The 17,827-nt window shown below is 35.6% G+C and carries 21 protein-coding genes; 9 read left to right on the top strand and 12 right to left on the bottom strand.

Features of this window, described 5'->3' with window-relative positions:
• Positions 1–36 precede the first annotated feature (36 nt).
• The 5 genes from DK865_RS18275 (at position 37) to DK865_RS18255 (ending at position 3,670) form a co-directional block, all read left to right on the top strand.
• The gene (locus tag DK865_RS18275; protein ID WP_407681505.1) at positions 37–624 is read left to right on the top strand and encodes a phosphate propanoyltransferase; all 588 of its coding nucleotides are present in this window, start codon (positions 37–39) and stop codon (positions 622–624) included.
• A 17-nt stretch (positions 625–641) separates the two neighbouring features.
• Entirely contained in the window at positions 642–1,346 is a 705-nt protein-coding gene (locus DK865_RS18270) for a hypothetical protein (protein ID WP_023583038.1), read from the top strand.
• A gap of 35 nt (positions 1,347–1,381) precedes the next feature.
• Entirely contained in the window at positions 1,382–1,798 is a 417-nt protein-coding gene (locus DK865_RS18265) for a DMT family transporter (RefSeq protein ID WP_023583037.1), read from the top strand.
• Positions 1,799–1,881: 83 nt separating this feature from the next.
• A complete protein-coding gene (locus tag DK865_RS18260) occupies positions 1,882–2,208 on the top strand; it encodes a DMT family transporter (protein ID WP_004245856.1) in 327 nt (108 codons plus the stop codon).
• A 193-nt stretch (positions 2,209–2,401) separates the two neighbouring features.
• The gene (locus tag DK865_RS18255) at positions 2,402–3,670 is read left to right on the top strand and encodes a protein-tyrosine phosphatase family protein (protein ID WP_228407815.1); all 1,269 of its coding nucleotides are present in this window, start codon (positions 2,402–2,404) and stop codon (positions 3,668–3,670) included.
• Positions 3,671–3,775: 105 nt separating this feature from the next.
• Here the strand turns inward: DK865_RS18255 and DK865_RS18250 are convergent, their stop codons facing one another.
• The 5 genes from DK865_RS18250 to DK865_RS18230 all read right to left on the bottom strand — a co-directional run bounded on the left by DK865_RS18250 (position 3,776) and on the right by DK865_RS18230 (position 9,276).
• Positions 3,776–4,075: a helix-turn-helix domain-containing protein gene (locus DK865_RS18250; RefSeq protein ID WP_023583035.1), complete on the bottom strand. Its 300-nt coding sequence runs from the start codon at positions 4,073–4,075 to the stop codon at positions 3,776–3,778.
• Positions 4,047–4,421: a type II toxin-antitoxin system RelE/ParE family toxin gene (locus DK865_RS18245; protein WP_036914126.1), complete on the bottom strand. Its 375-nt coding sequence runs from the start codon at positions 4,419–4,421 to the stop codon at positions 4,047–4,049. The genes DK865_RS18250 and DK865_RS18245 overlap by 29 nt, the downstream gene beginning before the upstream one ends.
• Positions 4,422–4,612: 191 nt before the next feature.
• Positions 4,613–7,690, bottom strand: coding sequence for a MexW/MexI family multidrug efflux RND transporter permease subunit (locus tag DK865_RS18240; RefSeq protein WP_109392530.1), 3,078 nt, complete (start codon positions 7,688–7,690; stop codon positions 4,613–4,615).
• A 12-nt stretch (positions 7,691–7,702) separates the two neighbouring features.
• Complete coding sequence (locus tag DK865_RS18235) at positions 7,703–8,809, bottom strand: efflux RND transporter periplasmic adaptor subunit (protein ID WP_109392529.1); 1,107 nt, start codon at positions 8,807–8,809, stop codon at positions 7,703–7,705.
• Between the two features lie 44 nt (positions 8,810–8,853).
• Positions 8,854–9,276, bottom strand: coding sequence for a DoxX family protein (locus DK865_RS18230; RefSeq protein ID WP_109392528.1), 423 nt, complete (start codon positions 9,274–9,276; stop codon positions 8,854–8,856).
• A 109-nt stretch (positions 9,277–9,385) separates the two neighbouring features.
• Here DK865_RS18230 and soxR point away from each other — a divergent pair, with 109 nt between their 5' ends.
• On the top strand, positions 9,386–9,835 hold the full coding sequence (gene soxR, locus DK865_RS18225) for a redox-sensitive transcriptional activator SoxR (RefSeq protein ID WP_023583031.1): 450 nt from the start codon (positions 9,386–9,388) through the stop codon (positions 9,833–9,835).
• Here the strand turns inward: soxR and DK865_RS18220 are convergent, their stop codons facing one another.
• From DK865_RS18220 to DK865_RS18190, 7 genes are read right to left on the bottom strand one after another with little or no spacing between them, the layout of a single operon-like run.
• Positions 9,836–10,297, bottom strand: coding sequence for a hypothetical protein (locus DK865_RS18220; protein ID WP_109392527.1), 462 nt, complete (start codon positions 10,295–10,297; stop codon positions 9,836–9,838).
• On the bottom strand, positions 10,287–10,976 hold the full coding sequence (locus tag DK865_RS18215; protein WP_109392526.1) for a type III secretion protein: 690 nt from the start codon (positions 10,974–10,976) through the stop codon (positions 10,287–10,289). Before DK865_RS18215 ends, DK865_RS18220 begins: the two co-directional genes overlap by 11 nt.
• Positions 10,957–11,523 (bottom strand): type III secretion protein, encoded by a 567-nt coding sequence (locus DK865_RS18210; RefSeq protein WP_109392525.1) that lies wholly within the window; start codon positions 11,521–11,523, stop codon positions 10,957–10,959. Before DK865_RS18210 ends, DK865_RS18215 begins: the two co-directional genes overlap by 20 nt.
• Positions 11,498–12,268, bottom strand: coding sequence for a type III secretion system inner membrane ring lipoprotein SctJ (gene sctJ / locus DK865_RS18205; RefSeq protein ID WP_109392524.1), 771 nt, complete (start codon positions 12,266–12,268; stop codon positions 11,498–11,500). Before sctJ ends, DK865_RS18210 begins: the two co-directional genes overlap by 26 nt.
• A gap of 2 nt (positions 12,269–12,270) precedes the next feature.
• Positions 12,271–12,552 carry a type III secretion system inner rod subunit SctI gene (gene sctI, locus DK865_RS18200; RefSeq protein ID WP_023583027.1) on the bottom strand — a complete coding sequence of 94 codons (282 nt, stop codon included), beginning with the start codon at positions 12,550–12,552 and terminating at the stop codon, positions 12,271–12,273.
• A 24-nt stretch (positions 12,553–12,576) separates the two neighbouring features.
• Positions 12,577–12,831: a type III secretion system needle filament subunit SctF gene (sctF, locus tag DK865_RS18195; protein WP_109392523.1), complete on the bottom strand. Its 255-nt coding sequence runs from the start codon at positions 12,829–12,831 to the stop codon at positions 12,577–12,579.
• A 50-nt stretch (positions 12,832–12,881) separates the two neighbouring features.
• On the bottom strand, positions 12,882–13,961 hold the full coding sequence (locus DK865_RS18190) for a PrgH/EprH family type III secretion apparatus protein (RefSeq protein WP_109392522.1): 1,080 nt from the start codon (positions 13,959–13,961) through the stop codon (positions 12,882–12,884).
• A 297-nt stretch (positions 13,962–14,258) separates the two neighbouring features.
• Here DK865_RS18190 and DK865_RS18185 point away from each other — a divergent pair, with 297 nt between their 5' ends.
• The 3 genes from DK865_RS18185 to sctW are packed head-to-tail and all read left to right on the top strand — an operon-like array spanning position 14,259 to position 17,818.
• Complete coding sequence (locus DK865_RS18185; protein ID WP_023583024.1) at positions 14,259–15,014, top strand: helix-turn-helix domain-containing protein; 756 nt, start codon at positions 14,259–14,261, stop codon at positions 15,012–15,014.
• Positions 14,998–16,725, top strand: a complete 1,728-nt coding sequence (sctC, locus tag DK865_RS18180) for a type III secretion system outer membrane ring subunit SctC (protein ID WP_109392521.1) — start codon at positions 14,998–15,000, stop codon at positions 16,723–16,725. The genes DK865_RS18185 and sctC overlap by 17 nt, the downstream gene beginning before the upstream one ends.
• Before the next feature lie 4 nt (positions 16,726–16,729).
• Positions 16,730–17,818: a type III secretion system gatekeeper subunit SctW gene (gene sctW / locus DK865_RS18175; protein WP_109392520.1), complete on the top strand. Its 1,089-nt coding sequence runs from the start codon at positions 16,730–16,732 to the stop codon at positions 17,816–17,818.
• Positions 17,819–17,827 lie beyond the last annotated feature (9 nt).

The raw sequence follows: 17,827 nt of genomic DNA, 5'->3' as shown, positions 1-17,827 counted from the left end.
GGAAAAATCCTCTCTCGTTTGCCTGTACATGGCGTGATGTCGGGAGAGACACAAGGAATGGCAATCCCTGTTGGTATTTCTAATCGACATGTGCATCTTTCACAACAAGATGTTGAAACATTATTTGGCAAAGGTTACCAACTCACCCCGTTTAAAGATCTTAAACAACCGGGGCAGTTTGCCGCAAAAGAGTGTGTGATTGTCTTGGGATCTAAAGGTTCGATCAGTAAAGTTCGTGTTTTAGGCCCCGTTCGTCCACAAAGCCAATTAGAAATTTCAAAAGCTGACTGTTTCGCATTAGGTGTCAAAGCACCAGTACGTGAATCGGGTGATTTAGTTGGTTCTGGCAATGCTGTTTTAATGGGGCCTGCGGGTCATGTTGAATTAAAAGAGCAAGTGATTTGCGCTCAACGTCATATTCATATGAGTGAGATTGACGCCAGAATGTTAAACGTCACCAATGGACAAAAAGTACACATTAAAACAGAAGGTGAGCGTAGCCTAATTTTTGATGAGGTCGTTGTTCGTGTCAGTGAGAAGTTTTCTTTAGAATTTCATATTGATACTGATGAGGCGAATGCAGCAGGGCTTCGTAACAACGATAGCGTATTTATTGTCAGCTAAGGCAATGAGGTGACGTAATGGACAATCAGTTAATTGAAAGGATAGTGGCTGAAATAGAAAAAAGAATGAAAAAATCGGTGTTGTTAGCGCTGACACCGGCATCGGGATACCAAGATGAAATCTGTCAACGTATCAACATGTTTTCTCATATTCGCTTTTCTCTTTTTGTCACAACACAGGCACAAGTCAGCCATGATTTGTCGAAATGGCGTCATCTAGGCGAAATACATAACGCGAGTGAGTTTGATTGCCAGCAGTTATCGACTTACCACGCGCTGTTTGTACCTTATTTTGATAAGAAGCTGGTGGGTGAAATTATTAATGGATTATTTATAAGTGAAGAAGGGAAGTTAATTCATTCTGCCCTTGCTCAAAATATTCCTGTTATGGCATTGCCTTACTTTTGCCAACCAGAAAGTGAATTAAATGAGATTTTAGGTTTAAATAAAAATAAAGAGTACAACCTGCTTATTCAGGAAAATATTAGCCGATTAAAATCAATGGGGATTATGTTTCACTCTATAAATGATGTTGAAGCTAATTTAATAAACCATGATATTAGCCATCAAGCTAAACCTGAATATAAACCTGAAATTAAACAAGAGAATAATAATCGCTATATTACTTTAAATGAAGTAATGAATAAGCCTGGAGAATATCATTTATCACAAGATAAATTGACGGATTCTGCTATTGAATATTTAAAAAGTTTGAAAAATTAATCTTAAATTATATCTGATAAATCAGGAGTCTTATTATGTCACCAAAAGCTAAATCATGGCTTTGGATGCTGGCGGTTATTATTTCGGAAACCTCAGCAACCTCTACTTTAAAAATGTTTGATAATAGTGAAGGTACAACGAAAACATTATTATTAGGCTTAATTGTTATTCTTTATGTTATTTGTTATTACTCATTATCGCGTGCAGTCAAAAATATTCCCGTCGGTTTAGCTTATGCAACATGGTCTGGTACAGGTATATTAGTGGTTTCTTCTTTAGGTATGTTGTTTTATGGTCAGCATCCTGATACTGCGGCAATGATAGGTATGGCCGTGATTGCCAGTGGTATTGTGATTATGAATCTCTTCTCAAAAATGGGATCAGAAGAAGAGGAAGACGAAACAACTGAAACTCCGAATATTAAACAGGCAGCATCGCCAGTTAATAAATAAATCTACTTCTTAATAAATCTATTTTTAATAAAACTATTTTTTAATAAATAAGTACTTTATTAAAATAAATAAGGATAACAATTATGTTTACCGGATTCTTATGGCTGGCATTATCTATTGGTTCTGAAATCACGGGGACTTCCATGATTAAAAAGACCAACGGTTTTAGTAAATTAGCTCCCTCTGTTTTAGTGATTGCAGCTTACTGTATTTGTTATTTCGCATTAACGCGTGCAATGGGTTATATTCCTGTTGGTGTTGCTTATTCTTTGTGGTGTGGATTTGGTATTGTTGGTGTGACTTTAGTTGCCATGATCCTATATAAACAAAAACCAGACTTACCGGCTATATTTTCTATGGCATTAATTATCTCTGGCGGGATAATTATGAATACGTTCTCGACAATGTAATAAAAGAGATAAACTACGTATTTTTTAATTGAAGACACCAATATCCTTATAAAGGCTATTGGTGTTTTTTATTAATAAAATTTAAATGCTATTTCATTATATTTTTTAACGTTTTATTTTGAAAGGAGTTTTTTTTATATACCTTCCATGTCCTTAATAAGATAATTTTATTTTAATTTATAAGGACATAAATATGCATCTATCCCCAATTACCTCAAGCTCATTAATTGAAAGAAATAAATTAGAGAACACTAGCAAAGAATATATTATTAAAGGCAATATCATGAATGTTGCTAATGGGGATAAAGATTTTGCTCCACCATTACCCCCTAGAAAACAAAATTCTAGCTCGAATTTATTACCATTGCCACCGCGAGGAATAAATATAGAAAATAATAGCTTACTTTCTAGACGAAAAATGAATAATGTAGATATGCTAAAGTTTAATTTTTCTCGATCTAATGAAGAAGTAAAGTTGTATAATGAGAGAGAGAATTTTTTAGTTGCGGTTAAAAAATGTATTGGCACAGATAAGTATAATGAAAAAGCTAAGATTTTATTTAATAACTTAAATGGTTTGGAATATAGTTCAGATAATTATCAATCCGTTGAAAATTCCAGATATAGTAAATTAACGTATAGTAAAAATACTTTAATAAATTCAGGGGGTGTATTATTGCCAGCGAATAATGTGAGTTCTTATGATCCTTCTAAGATGACTATTGCATCTCAATATCCTTTGAATACTAAAGAGAATCTAAATCATTATCTCAATATGTTATTTAATAATAATATAGATACGGTTTATATTTTAGCCTCGAATGAGGATATTAAACAAGATATTAAAGAAAATAAAAAAGATGAGAACAGTAAAATAAAAGATTCTGTAAAAAAAGAACTCTCTGAAATGGGTGTTGAATATAAAGAGGATGATTTAAAAAAAGAAGGGTTTAAATATTTTAGAGAGAATTTAAATTTAGGTGATATAAAGTCTAGTCGTATTGAAAAGTGGGCTTTAAGTGCAAATAAAAAAAATGGAACGTGTTTAGATTGTAAAACATACTCTAAGTTAGTGTCTAAAGAAAACAGTGATGAAAAGAAGAAAATACACTTTGTGCATATTTATGATTGGAAAGATCATACAGGAATAGATGCGACTAAATTAAGAAATACCATCGATATTATTGGTGCTAATTTAAAAATAAATCCAACAAAAGAAAATATCGCTGTCCATTGTCTTGCTGGGTTGGGTAGAACAGGGGAATTTATTGCTTTAATGGAAATGATGAAAAGGATAGAGGCAGGAAATACAAAAGGAAAAAGCTTAGAAAGTATCATCTCTGATTTAAGGGAAAAACGTAGTGTCCAAGCACTTTATCAGCTAGAACAAATTGCTGAGCTGGTTAAATTTGCAATAAATAATAATATCCCGTTACTTAATACTGATATTAAAATGAAATAATACTTGTTCAAAAAATAAGTATAACAATCCCCATTGCATTCACAATGGGGATATTTTTACGACATTATTGCTTACGGTCTTTATTTTAAAAGTATTGTTCTAAATCTAAAGATGAAAAACACGCCCTTCACCTGTAGGTAATTCAATCGTTAAGCTGAGTTTACCGCCTAAAGCTTCAACATAGCGCTTTAATGTTGCCAGTTTTAGGTCGTTACCTCTTTGTTCGATTTGGGTAATCGCAGGCTGAGAGATCCCAAGGTGTGTCGCCAGCTCTTTTTGTGAAATATTTAACTCTTCTCTTAAGATTTGCAGCCCTGTTTCTAGTATCAATTCATCAGCCATTTTTTTTATACGTTCTTGGCTTTCAGGAGAACGTTCAGCGATAGCTTGTTGAAGTGTTTTCATTGTCTTCTCTTATTGATGAAAGATATGAGGTAAATTCTCGATCCGCTATATGGATCATCGTTTGGTAAAATTTCTTATTGTTAGTTTTGTTTCCTGCACATAGCACAATGGCTTTTCTCGTTGGGTCAAACGCAAAAAATATTCGTATAGGTTTCCCTGTGTGTTGTACCCGGAGCTCTTTCATATTGGGATATTTTGAACCTTTGATGTTATCAGCATGTGGTCTTGATAACCTAGGCCCATAAATCTCTAGATTCTGTAAGGCCGCTAAAACTCGTTCTTGTAACTCGTTGCTTTGTTCTAATAACCAAGAATCGAAATAATTTGTAAATAGTACATTCCACACAGTTCACCTCATATAAGTTATAGCTTATTTTTAAGGTAATAAGCTACAGCTTATATTTCAATACTCGTTAGAGTAGCAAGGCAGTGTTTATTTTTCAAAATATTCCTGTTAATAAATAAAATCCCCATTGCATTCACAATGGGGATATTTTTACGACATTATTGCTTGTAATGGTCTTTTATTTTGTCGGTCTACAAATCTCGGACTTGCTGTAACTCTTTTTGACGCTCAGTTTGAGCGCTGACTTGATGGTTTCGCGCTAAGAAACTGTATATCGTTGGTAGCACAAACAGAGTAAACAGTGTGCCGACTAACATACCCGACACAATAATTAGCCCTAATCCATAGCGACTATTCGCGCCTGCACCGCTGGCAAATAATAGTGGAATAAGCCCAATAACCATTGCTGCTGTGGTCATTAATACAGGACGTAAGCGGATTTTTGCTGCTTCAATAATGGCGTCACGACGGTTTAGGTTTTTATGAACTTGCAACTCATTAGCAAATTCCACCATTAAAATCCCGTGCTTGCTGATAAGCCCTATCAAGGTGACTAAACCAATTTGAGTGTAAATATTGAGTGTCACCATACCTAAAGCTAATGGGACTAATGCGCCACAGATAGATAATGGTACTGTGATTAAGATAATCAAAGGATCGACCAAACTTTCATATTGCGCAGCTAACACTAAGTAAATAATGATCAGTGCTGCAATAAACGCAAAGACTAACGTATTTCCTTCTTGGGTAAATTGGCGAGAATCAGATTGCCAATCATGGCTAAAGCCAGCTGGTAGTGAATCGGTTACATTTTCAAGAAACGCAACGGCTTGCCCCATGGTGACGCCAGGTGCAGGAATAGCTTGAAAGATTGCGGCATTTTGTTGATTAAATTGTGTCAGTTTATTCGGTTCAACTTGAGTCGTCATATTCACAACCGTTGATAATGGAATTAACACGTTATCTTGAGTACGAATATAGTGTCCAGCAAGGGCTGTGGGCGTTAAACGTTGGTGACGTACACTTTGTGGGATCACATCATAAGAGCGACCATCCATACCAAAGCGATTGATATAGTGTTCACCCACTAATAGGGACAGTGATTCACCAATATCTTGCATACGAATACCTAAGCTATTTGCCTTCGCCCTGTCTATGGCAATTTGAACGACAGGGTTGTTGTAATCTAAATCACTATCCACTACGACAAATAGGCCACTCTCTCTTGCTTGCTGTTTAATGTTTTCCATTGTTTCAAATAAAATGGGGTAACCCAATGGGCTACGTAATACCATTTGTACTGGCAATCCACCTACCGAGCCAGGTAAAGAGGCTAATTGGAAAGCAAAAATACTTGTACCTTCAACATCACTCACCCGATTTTGTAAGTCCGCCTGAATCTGATCTGCTGTGCGCTCACGACCTTTCCAGCCATCAAAGTTAATCCCCCCAAAGCTAGCGGATGGACCATCAGTTCCATTAATTATCCATGTGCTGTCAGTTTCAGGCAGACTCATATAAATGTCATCAAGCTTCTGATTAAAACGTTCCGCATAGGCTAAATTGGCATGTTGTGGTGCTTTTACCGCGGTTAAGACACTTGCCTGATCTTCTGATGGCGCCAGTTCTTGTTTTGCCTGACTATATAAAAACGGCAAACTGATAAACACGGCTAAGGCGAAAACAATGGTTAACCAGCGATTAGCTAAAGAAAAATTAAGCACGTAGCCATAGTAGTGAGCCATCTTATCGAAAACAAACTCAGCCATTTTAGCCATTTTGCCTTCATTTTCTTTGGGTTTTAGCATTAACGAACTCATCACGGGAGATAAGGTTAATGCCACAATACCAGATACAATCACACTTCCTGCCAGCGTTATGGCAAATTCTTTAAATAGTGCACCGGTTAATCCAGCCATTAAACCAATCGGAGCATAAACAGCGGCTAGTGTAATCGTCATGGCAATAACCGGGCCGGCAACTTCTCTTGCTCCGACTAACGCTGCTTGAACAGGCGATAATCCCTCTTCAATATGGCGATGTACGTTTTCAACAACCACTATCGCATCATCCACCACAAGACCTATTGCTAATACCATTGCTAATAGGGTGAGTAAATTAATACTAAAACCGAAAGCAAGCATTAATCCAGCCGCGCCCAGCATTGATAATGGGATCGCTAGAACTGGAATTATCACAGAACGAAATGATCCTAAACAGAGGTAGATCACCGCGATCACGATCAAAATGGCTTCAATTAAAGTTTGAACCACTTGATCAATAGAGGCTTTAATAAAACGTGAGGTCTCAAATGCTAGTTCAACTTTAACACTGGGTGGTAAGGTTTTTTCGATATCAGCAAGATTTTCACGAATGCCATCTACTATCACTAATGGGTTACCTGTTGGCGTGGGAAACAAGCCTAAAAATACCGCTTTTTTACCATTCATTATGCCGCTGGTTTCTGTTGCTGCTGCACCTAGTTCAACCGTGCCAATATCACGTAATCGGACAAGATTATTACCATCATTACTGATAACCATGTCTTTAAATTCGTCGACACTAGTGAGATCCGTATTGACATAAACGTTGGCAATTACAAACTCACCTTCAACTTTCCCGGGGGCAGCTTGATAGTTATTACGGCGTACTGCCTCTGCGACATCACTCGCTGTTAAGTTGCGACCAGCCAGTTTCTCTGCATCTAACCACAGACGCATCGCTAATTGTTGTCCACCAAAAACCTGTACTTTGGCAACGCCATTGATAGATGAGAACATCGGTTCAACAACACGAGAAAGGTAGTCAGTAAGTTCAGGGATAGAAAGTTGCTCACTTGAAAATCCTACATAAGCTACCGCAGTAGATTCGCCTGATGAAAGCTCAATGACGGGATCATAAGCTTGTTCCGGCAACTTATAACGTACTTGATTTACCTTTGCCATCACTTGAGTGAGAGCTTGTGTTGGATCGCGGTTTAACGCCATTCTCACCGTGACTAAACTCTTTCCTTGCACTGAAGATGAAGAAATATAATCGACACCTTCTACAGAGGAAACCGCTTGTGTAATAGGCTGAGTAACAAATCCCTGCATGAGCTCAGACGATGCACCAGGATAATCTGTTGCAATCGTAATTGTGGAGTTTTGTAACATTGGGTATTGGCGAATTGGCAGTTTACTGAATGCAAATGCGCCCAGTAACAAAATGAGTGTACTAACAACTAATGCCAAAACAGGGCGCCGAACAAAAATATCGGTAAACTTCATGATTATCTCCCGTTATGGTTTTGTTGTCGCCGATTGAGCCAACGTTAATGTATCTTGCTCAATGGGTTCAATTGAGATGCCATCACTCAATTTAATTTGACCAGATGAGACAACTTGCTCACCGAGGGTAAGCCCCTCTTTTATCTCAATCATGCCGTTGTAGCGCAATCCAACTTTCACAGAGACACGCTTAGCGATAAGGTTTTTTTGATTGTCAGATTGCGCTACAAACACGGTATCTCCATAGGCAGTATAAGTGACTGCGGTTTCTGGTATGGTTAATACCATAGGACTATCAGGAGAAGTAACTTGAACACGAGCAAACATGCCCGCTTTTAATTTATTGTCAGTATTGGGTAAAACAGCCTGTATTTGTACTGTACGAGATGGGCCAATAAGAGGATCAATCGCATTTATCGCCCCCGTAAAAATGATATCTGGGTAAGCATCAACTTCGATATTGATTGGCTGTTTTGTTGAAATTTTTGGTGCGGCTTGTTCATCAAGTGAAAAGTTAAGTTTTAAATGACTCGCATCGACAAGGGAAGCTACACGTTCACCCGCATTTAGATATTGGCCTTCATGAACAAGTTTTATCCCAACGATACCGTCAAAGGGCGCTTTAATTGCTTTTTGTGCAATCCGTGCTTTCACTTCACGAATGGAGGCAACTATCATATCGCGCTCTGATAACGTGCTATCTAATTGCGCAGTAGCCACCATATTTTTGCTATAAAGTTGTTTTGTTCGAGAATAGTATTTTTCTGCGTTGGTTAATTGCGCTTGTAAACGTAATAATTCAGCTTGTTCAGGTTCATCATTTAGTTTTGCCAAGACTTGACCTGCTTGAACAGTTTGCCCTGACTCAAAATTAATTACGGCAATTCGACCATTAGTTTCAGCCGCTAAATAAATTTGGCGTGCGGCTTCTAATTCTCCCACCCCTTGCATATTGTTGGGTAATTTTGAGGATTGTACGGTTGCTAATGCCACTTTTGTGGGGGGATAAGCAAATTGTTGTGATGCATCTTCATCAGATGATGTTGTTGCATAAACTGCCGCGCCGGCACTGAGTAAAAAGAGTGAGGCACATACAGTAAGAGTAAGCTTTTTATTCATATTACTATTGATCCCATAGTGAATGTTTTATTTTTCTTATTGTTTTATGCGTGAGTTTTTTTCCATAAGGCTCTGAAATGACTTGCCATTGCTGTAGTGATTAATCCCCCCATAACAGCGAGGTGTTCTATCGCGAAAAACATCGACAGCATGGCTTTATCTCCCGTCATATTCCAAAAAGTATGAACAATCACGATAGTTAAAAATAAAAAGAGGGCTAAAGCGCCCGCCCCTAGCCATAGATAGCGATCGAAAAGCACTAAAAGTGAACTACAAAGTAAAACGATCGCCGAGGCAATATTAAAAAACCAATCCGGAGTTAATCCCGCTGCACGCATTTCAGCCAAACTATTTTGGTAATCAAAAACCTTGGCAAAGCCAGAAGAGAGAAACAAAACAAGAATGAGTAATCTGGCAATAAGCCACAAAGAGCGACTTTCGAGAATACGTGCAATTGAATTAGGCATTCATCTGACCTCAACATTCTTAAAAATAAAAGTCAGCATCCCACTGACTTGACTTAATTTGAGGAGAGGACTATAAAACCTCAAGTTAAGTTGAGGTCAAGAGAAAAAAATGAAAAAAGAGAAAATAGATTTCAATAGGGCACTTACCGTCGGTGAGGTAGCAAAACGAAGTGGTGTTGCGATTTCTACGTTACATTTTTATGAAGAAAAAGGATTGATAGAAAGTTATCGAAGTGCCGGTAATCAGCGTCGTTATCCACCTGTTGTCTTGCGTTATGTGGCAATTATTAAAGCTGCGCAAAGTACGGGTATTCCGCTAAAAGAAATTCAGGAAATACTCGGAAAATATCCACCAAATAGTAAATTGACCGCAGAACAATGGCACGAAATATCAACGGATTGGAAAGTACGGTTAGATGAAAGAATTCGTCGTCTTAAGCGATTACGTAACGGGCTTGACCACTGTATTGGTTGCGGTTGTCTATCATTGAGTGATTGCCCGTTACGTAATCCTGATGATGTATTAGGTGAAAAAGGACCGGGTGCGCAAATTTTATAATTAAAATAAAAATGAAGCGGAATCAGGCTTAAAGAAATCTGAATACTCTTCTTGGTTATCTGTCATACCCAATAAATCAAGTGTGAACTGATGATAGAAGCCTTGATAAGAAAGAAATGAAATAAGCGCTTGATTAATAGCTTCTTTATTTTCTGTATCGTCTAATACACTCTGTTGATGGGCATACATCAATATGCTTCGTTGGCGAGCCTCTTTAAGTGTTTGATTACCCTCATTCATGACATCATATTGGTTTAAGAAATTAAGGATCTCTTTTGCATCATTAATGCCTTGGTCTTGTAATTGCTGATAAAAATCTCGATTAAGAATTGGTGCTAAAAGATCACTTTTTGCGGCTCTAGGCAGTGATGCTGGGCGAGTCTCTATTGCTTCTGTTTTATCTGTATTTATTGTTGAAGATAAGTGAGATAGCGACTGTGTATAGGAAGGATCAATCTTCATTAGGGCGCTCTCTTTGAATTTGGCTATCGTCTTGGTTTTCGAGTAATTCAAATTGCTGAATATAATCGATTAAACGTGTTTTAAGATCTTGAGAAAATGCGAGTTGGTTTTTTTCAGCATAAGGCTGATGAAATTGAGCTTTGAGATCTTGCATAAAAAGAGGAGGATCAAAAAAAAGGATTTGCGATCCAGCGCTGACAGAAATGGTTGTATTTTCATGGGGAATGAATTCAACATTTTGATCGCTCAATGCCTTTTCTAAATAAGGTTGTAAGGTTTTAGGAATATTCAGTATGAGCTTATGATCTAAAGGACTGGCGGCAATAAGTTGTTTGGTTAGTTCTATTTGCATCTCTGGCGACTGGAAATATTGAGCAACTGTACTTGTGATCAACTCTCTTTGTTTTATTTCATAGTGAAATAAATGGGTTTGATATTGAGAGAATAGAGCTAATATATCTCCCAATAGTGCTTTCAGTCCTTCGCTATAGCCCTGTCTAACCACAGCATCATGATGTGACTTAAGTTTTTCCTCAGTATTGCGAATAAGCTTTTTCGCATGATTTTTTGTTGCGAGATTTATTTTATGGATATTATCCCATTGTCGGATATAACGGGCACGAATAAGCACCCCTTCACAGGTATAATCTAACAGTTTTTCAGGCACAGAACGCAGCATAATTAAGCACCAAAAGAAAAAGTGAACGTGATAAAGAGAGATTCGGTGATAACTCAATGTGAGGCTGATTTATAGGAAAACAGAGTTTAAACCGTTGTGCTAATGCAACCGAAATAGAACGAATAAAAGTAAATAATAATTGATAACCTACTGTGATAGGCGCTATCTCGTTATCATCGTTTTTATTTTCTTCATTGAGTAACACGACAGATCTTAATGAGAGAAATGCTTGTAACGATGATGACAACTGATAGTAATCACCCGAATGTAAAATATATTTAGGTGAGTAAAAGTAACCTAAAAATAGTGCACATTGGGGTAATAATGGCCATTGAGTGAAGAGTTTTTCGGTGACAGGATCGGCTTCTATATCGCAGTCTATTTCAGTAATAAGTTGATGTTCTTTAATCAATTGATGATTAGCAAACTGTTGCCAAATAGGTTCATCATCGAGAGTTGCTACTGTTTTATAGTCTGGATGGATGTATTGCAATGGTTCATACATCACAGTCGAGATCCTATCAAACTGTTGAAGAGAGAGAGTCATCTTTTTGCTCCTCCATCATCAGTTTTTTTTGGCGATATCTTATAAAAACTAATATGGCAATAAACAGTAAGCTAATAAAAAGTGGCACTAACAACCACCAATAATGAAAAGCGACAGCACTATTTTCATCACTCGGAAGGGGTTTTAATGCGCTTAATTTATTGATATTTCGAGGATAAAGTAGAACAGTAATATTATCTTCATTCATATCGCTAAAGGCGTTGTGAATAAAAGCACGAATATCTTCGCCAAGCTGTTCAGCATCAATCACACTGTCTTCATAAAAAATGAGAACAGATGCGTGAGGCGGTGGAATAATGCGTTCTGAGGGGGATATAGGATAACTAATATGCACTCTTGCATCGATAATATTTCCAATAGTGAGTAACGATTGTTCTAAGCGCTGCTCAATAGCTGAAATTAATCGTGCTTTTTCTGCCTGTGGTGAAGAAACCAATGCATCAGAAGGGAATATTTGAGTAACCTCAATTCGCGCATTGCTAGGTAATTGATATTGCTCCAATATCTGAACCGCGACAGCCACATCCTCTTTTTTAACGGACACATCAAACAACCCTTTGCCTAATGCGGTTTGGGTACTGGCTATCTGATGTTTCTGTAATACCGCTTGTACTTGTGTGGCTTGACGCTGATTAAGACCTGTTAATAATGACTGCTCTTTACACCCAGTTAATAGTGAAACCAGACAAAATAATAACATGCTTAATAAATATCTGGCTTTCATCACTATTGTGCCTTTAGTAGAGTTTCTACGATATTCAATGATTTTCTTGCCAAGGTGCTGGCTAAGTTCATGGTAATGGTATAATCATTTAGCGTCGATTGTAGTTTGGTGTAGCTTTGAACATCAGAAAGCTGACTTAATGTTGCCAGTTTTTCATGTAGTTGCGCTTCATACTGAAAGCCGCTGGCAATATTTTTTGTCATTATTGAAGAGAGTGAATCTCCATTATCTGTACTTTCAGATAACACCGGTAAATTAACGGTAGAAACAGGTAAAATAGCCATAAATATCCTTTACATAATTTAAGATTAACGCATATTACCAATAATGCTCATCGCTAAGTCTTTAACGACTTTTATCGATGTTGATTCAGCATTACGTGTAATATTGTATTCAGCTAATCTTGCTTGATAGTCTGCTAATGCGGCTGCATTCGAGGTGTCTGTTTTTAAAGCATCTAAAGCCGCTTTTAAAGCATCACTTTGATTTTTAACAGGCTCTTGAAAGTATTCATCTACTTTTTTAATTGAACTTACATCATCGGCGACTGAGCTATTTGCCATAATATTAATCCTCTAAATGTTTATGATTTTATATTAATAAAATACGAGTATTACCCTTTAGGGAAATAACGGTGTTGACTATCAATAAAGATATATCCATTCTCTTCTTGTAAAGTTGCTTTATTGATTAAAGCTGGGTTACCTATATTCTCACGGTAAAATATAAATTTTCTGCCAAAAATAGAGGTTTGTTTTTTTATAAATTGCTCAAATTTTATTTTGCTTTCTCTATTTAAAATACCATCAAAGATAAAAGTGATCCCATTTTTCTCTTCTTTTATTTGATAGCTGGTTTCTTTTATAAAAGAGAGTGAGTTTATCTGCTCAATTAAACTAGGAATAGAGATAGCTTTAATTTCAGGTTGGCAAAAAGAAGAAAATTGTTGTTGAATAACTGAATCGATTTTTTCTTTTTCATGATTGTTATGATAAATAAAAGCGATTGTTGGCTTTGAGTCCTCTTTAATCATAATGTTATTTATTCTTTTACTCTCACCATTAAAGATAAGATTGAGTTTTTTAATATCTATATATGAATATTGATTATTATTGTTATTTTTAATCCACTCAGGGGTACTCTCATCATAGAGACAGTAATGGTTTTTTAAACCTAAAAAATAGTGATAGTTTTCTACGGATAGCGTAGGTTCTGGTACAACGTTGTTGACTTCTTTTTTGTCAAAAAAGAAAAATAAAGCCAGAAAAGACAATAATGAAAATAGACATACTATCAATATGATACTTGTTTTTTTTCGAGTTTTAACGTGATTTTTTCTCTTCTGAAATACCAACAGTTCTTTTGATAAATTAGCATTTTTGCTAATTAAAAGCATAGGAGTATCATTAAGATAAATAGGTTTATCAAAATATATTTTACTTTCAACACCTATTTCATCGGCTATCACACTCTCTTCTATAACTAATGTATTTTGCTCTTCTTCTGTATTTTTTAGCTTGATATTAATTTTTTTGACTAAGTTTTCATCTTCGCACGGAATGTAAAATTCATTTGCATCATCAGCATGAATTTCATTTCTCTTATTATATATTAATATTGAATATTCATTTGGAATTAATGATATTTTTGTATATTTTAATGGTCCATTCAAAATATATAAATAATAAAGCATAAAAATACCCTAGAAGTTATCTTATCTATTTTTTGTGTGAATTAATATTTGCTTTCAATATTGAAATGTTGTTTTTAAAAAAGAACATGTTTTTTATTTGTTACTTTAAGATACCTTTTATCAAAATATTTTGTAAAATATAAACTCGGTGCTTTAATTATACATTTTTATCACTAATTATTGGTGGTATTATTCGAAGAACATGCAAATCATAACACGTAAATTGTATCTCGTTAACGATATTGTATCGTTATCTTTGTCATTTTTGAGTTGATTTATATTTCTGAGGTTTAAATTATGTTGATAAACGATATAAAGATAAGTGGTGATAAAAACATATTAATGGGGAATTCATTGTTCTTTTGTATTCCTCTGAATAATGAATCATCAATTAAAATACGAGATGGTCAATTTACAAAAATGATAAAAGGAAGCGCATTTATTTATAATGCTAAAAATAGTGATGTTGTTTTTCAGTCTGATAATCAAAGTTGGAAAATAGAAAAAAGATCTTTTTTCATTTGTGCCAGATTATTAGCCTTTATTGATTATGCTCGTGATTTTTCAAAAATGACAGCAATAGGCACTGAATTTGATATTAATCAGCAGATTTTTTATATAGAAAATAGAGAGGGAACATTAGAGTTCATATTAATTAGCGAAGCTTTAAAAGAGAATAGCCAATTAGAACCTCTTTTTGTCACCATCAGACATAGTGAAAGCTATTGGCTTATATTACATCTCATCAGCTATTTAGATGAAAAGAAAAGTAATATTGCCCAAATTGGAGAGCGCTATGGTGTATCAGGTACTCATTTTAGAAGACTCTGTAAACGTTATTTAGGTAATTGCGGTAAGAGCCAATTACGTTCATGGCGAGCTGCATCATCGATTCTGACTACTTTATCGACGAATGAATCTTTGACGCAAATTGCAGTAGATAATGGGTTTAGTTCAGCATCCCATTTTTCTAATGAAATAAAAACACTATTTGGTATTACACCGACGGAATTCCGTCGAATTGGTCACCTTCTCTATGAAAATAAAAAATAATATTTGCTGTGCTATTGGGCTATCAATTTGTTGCAGTTTAACTTTCCCTGTTCAAGGTGCAGAGGGGAAAGTTATCTACACACATCAGGTAAAAAAACCTGATATGTTCATTGCTGTTGATACACGTATCGAGCAATTTTTCTTTGTATTATCAGATAAATTAGATAAGCCATTTATTTTAAGTAACGCCGTTAAGAAAAAAAGAGTAACAGGCAATTTTGATATTTCTTCGCCTCAGGATGCGTTTGATTCGATGGTGCGCAGAATGTCATTACTCTATTTCAATGATGGAGAATCTATCTATGTTTATGATAATAGTGAGATCCTTCAAGAATTATTCCAAGTAAAAAATATTGGAATAAGTGAACTCAGAGAGTATCTCCAAGATGTAGGTCTATTTGATGCTCGTTTCCCCTTACGCTCTGGGCAGGATCAGCGCACTTTTTATATTTCAGGCCCTCCTATCTATCTTAAATTGGTTAAAGCTGCCGCTGACTATCTTGATAATGCTGTTCAAGAGCAAATTTATCAAAATATAAATAATCAAGTACCCACAGGGAGCTCTCGTTACGGAGAGGAATTTGTGCAAGTATTTGCACTAAAAAATACCTTTGTACAAGATAGAACTTACTCTTTACGAGATGAAAAGATTGTATTGCCAGGTATTACAACGGTGCTTCAGCAGCTATTTATGTCTCAAACTGGACAAACAGGAACACCAATAAAAAACACTTACTCTTCAAGAAACAATACCGCAGAAAGAGGCAATGATAGCTCACTACCTATTGATAATAATGAAAATGATTTATCAGTCACTCCAGTTATTACGCAAATGGGGCAATATCATGTTGAATTGGTTCCCTTGCCTGCATCAAATAGCTTGTTAGTTAAAACCAGTCGAGAAGGATTAGAATTAGTCGGTTCTTTGATTGAGCAGCTTGATAAACCTAAACGACAAGTTGAACTATCGCTATGGATTATTGATATTTCAAAAAATAAAGCGGACAGCTTAGGTATTGATTGGCAAGCAGGATATAGCTCAGGCAATCACACTTTCTCTTTTAATACATCGAGTTTAAGCGCTGCATCAGGTTTTAATTTCTTAGGAAAGATAAAAGCATTAACAGAAGATGGCGATGCCAAAATGGTTTCTCGTCCTATCCTATTAACTCAAGAAAATACCCCAGCCATTTTTGATAATAACACCACCTTTTATACGCAAATTAAAGGGGAGCGTGTCGCGACATTAGAATCGACCACGTTTGGTACGATGATGAGTGTGTTGCCAAGAATTGGTAGTTCTAATAAAGAAATTGAAATGATCATCAATTTGGAAGATGGGGCAGAAAAAAAAGATGATACGGCGAAAGATGAGACGGTTGAACGTTTACCTGTCATTAACCGCACGAATATTAGTACCGTCGCGCGTGTTTCAGAAGGCGGAAGCCTATTAATTGGTGGCTATACCCGTGAAGATAATATTAATGCTGAAACTAGAATTCCCGTATTAAGTTCAATCCCTTTGGTAGGTGGATTATTTACTTATAAATCAGACAATAATAAAAAGATGGTGCGTATTTTTATGTTGCAGCCTCGATTATTAGAGAATACAGAAACGGATTTATCAGAATCATTAAACCAAGATCCTTTTCAACCAATGGATAAAAAAACAACACGGGCATTACAACAACTTCAAGCTTTTATGAGGTAATGTGATGATTGCGCCAATTAACTCTTCTATACCGATTAAACTAGAAGCAAAAGAAAATAACGTTAGTCGTAAAAGTCAGCAAGAAACGGAATATAAGCAACCTAAAATTTCAGAAAAGCAAAATTACCAAAATCAATTAGCTGATATTGCTGATGATATGTCGATGGTTGCGACTCAATTTTCTCAACGCTATGGAAAGTGGTTAGATAAAAAAGCTAATCGGGGGAAAAGTACACTCTATATAACGGAAGAGGGTGCAGATAAAAAGCTCGATAGCGTTTTGTTAATGTTTAAAAAGTCAGGTCAAAGTCTTCAGGATCTTCTTGCTTATTTACGGCAAATTTTTCCTGATGAAAGCGATTTGGTTATGGTTTTACGCGAGTTATTAAGAAAGAAAAAACTCGGCGCTCAGTTAGATGCTGGAATAGAAAATGAAATCACTCGATTACTTGAGGGTGAAAATGCAAAAAATATTAAAGCTGGGATCAATATTGCTTTAAAAGCAAAAACATTTGCTAAGTTATTATCATTAAGACCTTCTGTATTACGAGATTTATATCGTAGTTATATTAATTTAGATATAGATCCGATCTACTTCTTTCAGATGTGGATGGAAGAATATGACGTTAATCAATGTACTATTATTTTGACTTTTCTTTCTCAAAGTCTGTTATGTGATATGCAATCTTTAATGCCAAGTTGTGCTCAGAGCTCTGAATTTGGGCAATTGTTAGAACGAGTTAATAAATTAAGAGCGTTATATAGTTTTATAGAATCAAATATGATTTTTTTTAAGAAAATAGAGTTGCAAAGTATTATATCAGAAAAGCAACTTTATCAATTAATATTTTATGGAATGACATATCCAGAAGATATGAGTAAATATTTAATCTCGTTATTATCAGGTGAGTGGGGAAAATTATTAATAACGGTAAGAATGAAGTTATTACAGGGAATAAAAACCATGTTTAATAAATACCCAGAGAGCTTGTTTTTATCTGATGAGTTTAGAGATGAATGTCAAATGATAATTCAAAGTATAATAGATGATTATATCCATATGGAAAGATATCATTTAAGAAAATCAATATAAATATAATAT

The organism is Proteus cibi (assembly GCF_003144405.1).
GTDB classification, from domain to species: domain Bacteria; phylum Pseudomonadota; class Gammaproteobacteria; order Enterobacterales; family Enterobacteriaceae; genus Proteus; species Proteus cibi.
Note: the sequence above shows the minus strand (reverse complement) of the source record. Positions and strands in the feature narration are given on the sequence as shown.

What these genes read in the sequence shown, in the direction of transcription:
- DK865_RS18220 (WP_109392527.1), bottom strand. Translation starts at nt 10,297, where the DNA reads ATGAAGATTGATCCTTCCTATACACAGTCGCTATCTCACTTATCTTCA.
- sctJ (WP_109392524.1), bottom strand. Translation starts at nt 12,268, where the DNA reads ATGAAAGCCAGATATTTATTAAGCATGTTATTATTTTGTCTGGTTTCA.
- DK865_RS18275 (WP_407681505.1), top strand. Translation starts at nt 37, where the DNA reads ATGTCGGGAGAGACACAAGGAATGGCAATCCCTGTTGGTATTTCTAAT.
- sctI (WP_023583027.1), bottom strand. Translation starts at nt 12,552, where the DNA reads ATGGCTATTTTACCTGTTTCTACCGTTAATTTACCGGTGTTATCTGAA.
- sctW (WP_109392520.1), top strand. Translation starts at nt 16,730, where the DNA reads ATGATTGCGCCAATTAACTCTTCTATACCGATTAAACTAGAAGCAAAA.
- soxR (WP_023583031.1), top strand. Translation starts at nt 9,386, where the DNA reads ATGAAAAAAGAGAAAATAGATTTCAATAGGGCACTTACCGTCGGTGAG.
- DK865_RS18250 (WP_023583035.1), bottom strand. Translation starts at nt 4,075, where the DNA reads ATGAAAACACTTCAACAAGCTATCGCTGAACGTTCTCCTGAAAGCCAA.
- sctF (WP_109392523.1), bottom strand. Translation starts at nt 12,831, where the DNA reads ATGGCAAATAGCTCAGTCGCCGATGATGTAAGTTCAATTAAAAAAGTA.
- DK865_RS18230 (WP_109392528.1), bottom strand. Translation starts at nt 9,276, where the DNA reads ATGCCTAATTCAATTGCACGTATTCTCGAAAGTCGCTCTTTGTGGCTT.
- DK865_RS18255 (WP_228407815.1), top strand. Translation starts at nt 2,402, where the DNA reads ATGCATCTATCCCCAATTACCTCAAGCTCATTAATTGAAAGAAATAAA.
- DK865_RS18235 (WP_109392529.1), bottom strand. Translation starts at nt 8,809, where the DNA reads ATGAATAAAAAGCTTACTCTTACTGTATGTGCCTCACTCTTTTTACTC.
- sctC (WP_109392521.1), top strand. Translation starts at nt 14,998, where the DNA reads ATGAAAATAAAAAATAATATTTGCTGTGCTATTGGGCTATCAATTTGT.
- DK865_RS18265 (WP_023583037.1), top strand. Translation starts at nt 1,382, where the DNA reads ATGTCACCAAAAGCTAAATCATGGCTTTGGATGCTGGCGGTTATTATT.
- DK865_RS18240 (WP_109392530.1), bottom strand. Translation starts at nt 7,690, where the DNA reads ATGAAGTTTACCGATATTTTTGTTCGGCGCCCTGTTTTGGCATTAGTT.
- DK865_RS18270 (WP_023583038.1), top strand. Translation starts at nt 642, where the DNA reads ATGGACAATCAGTTAATTGAAAGGATAGTGGCTGAAATAGAAAAAAGA.
- DK865_RS18260 (WP_004245856.1), top strand. Translation starts at nt 1,882, where the DNA reads ATGTTTACCGGATTCTTATGGCTGGCATTATCTATTGGTTCTGAAATC.
- DK865_RS18210 (WP_109392525.1), bottom strand. Translation starts at nt 11,523, where the DNA reads ATGACTCTCTCTCTTCAACAGTTTGATAGGATCTCGACTGTGATGTAT.
- DK865_RS18215 (WP_109392526.1), bottom strand. Translation starts at nt 10,976, where the DNA reads ATGCTGCGTTCTGTGCCTGAAAAACTGTTAGATTATACCTGTGAAGGG.
- DK865_RS18190 (WP_109392522.1), bottom strand. Translation starts at nt 13,961, where the DNA reads ATGCTTTATTATTTATATATTTTGAATGGACCATTAAAATATACAAAA.
- DK865_RS18185 (WP_023583024.1), top strand. Translation starts at nt 14,259, where the DNA reads ATGTTGATAAACGATATAAAGATAAGTGGTGATAAAAACATATTAATG.